Genomic DNA, 583 nt, shown 5'->3' with positions numbered 1-583 from the left:
CCACGTACGGCACCATGCGTCTGGACGCCGCCCGGCTCGGCGCGCACACCTGGGGTCTGGTCGTCGCCGACGAGGCCCAGCACGTGAAGAACCCCCACTCCTCCACCGCCAAGGCCCTGCGGCAGATCGGCGCCCGCGCCCGCATCGCCCTCACCGGCACCCCGGTGGAGAACAACCTCTCCGAACTGTGGGCCGTCCTCGACTGGACCACGCCCGGACTCCTGGGCACCCACGGCGCGTTCCGGAAACGCTGGATCGCGCCCATCGAGACCGAACGCGTCCTCGCCGCGGAGGGCGAGGGGGAGCAGCACACCGCCCGCCTCCTGGCGGAGCTGGTACGGCCGTTCCTGCTGCGCCGCCGCAAGACCGACCCGGGCATCGCGCCCGAACTGCCGCCCAAGACCGAGACGGACCGCCCGGTCGGCCTCACCGCGGAGCAGGAGACCCTCTACCGCAAGCAGGTGGAGGCGGTGATGGGCGAGATCCGCGCCGGCGCGGGCGGCATCGCCCGCAGCGGCCTGGTGCTGAAGCTGCTCACCGGCCTGAAGCAGATCTGCAACCACCCGGCGCAGTTCCTCAAGGA

At 72.6% G+C, this 583-nt stretch carries 1 protein-coding gene; it reads left to right on the top strand.

What is annotated here, in order from left to right; translation table 11 throughout:
- Window positions 1–583, top strand: a 583-nt coding sequence (locus tag LPA54_RS35445) for a DEAD/DEAH box helicase (RefSeq protein WP_228984691.1), incomplete at both ends; no start/stop codon positions are given.

It is taken from the genome of Streptomyces sp. DH12 (assembly GCF_020873895.1).
Classification (GTDB): domain Bacteria; phylum Actinomycetota; class Actinomycetes; order Streptomycetales; family Streptomycetaceae; genus Streptomyces.
The sequence above is the reverse complement of the archived record's forward strand: the minus strand, read 5'-3'. Positions and strand labels throughout refer to the sequence as shown.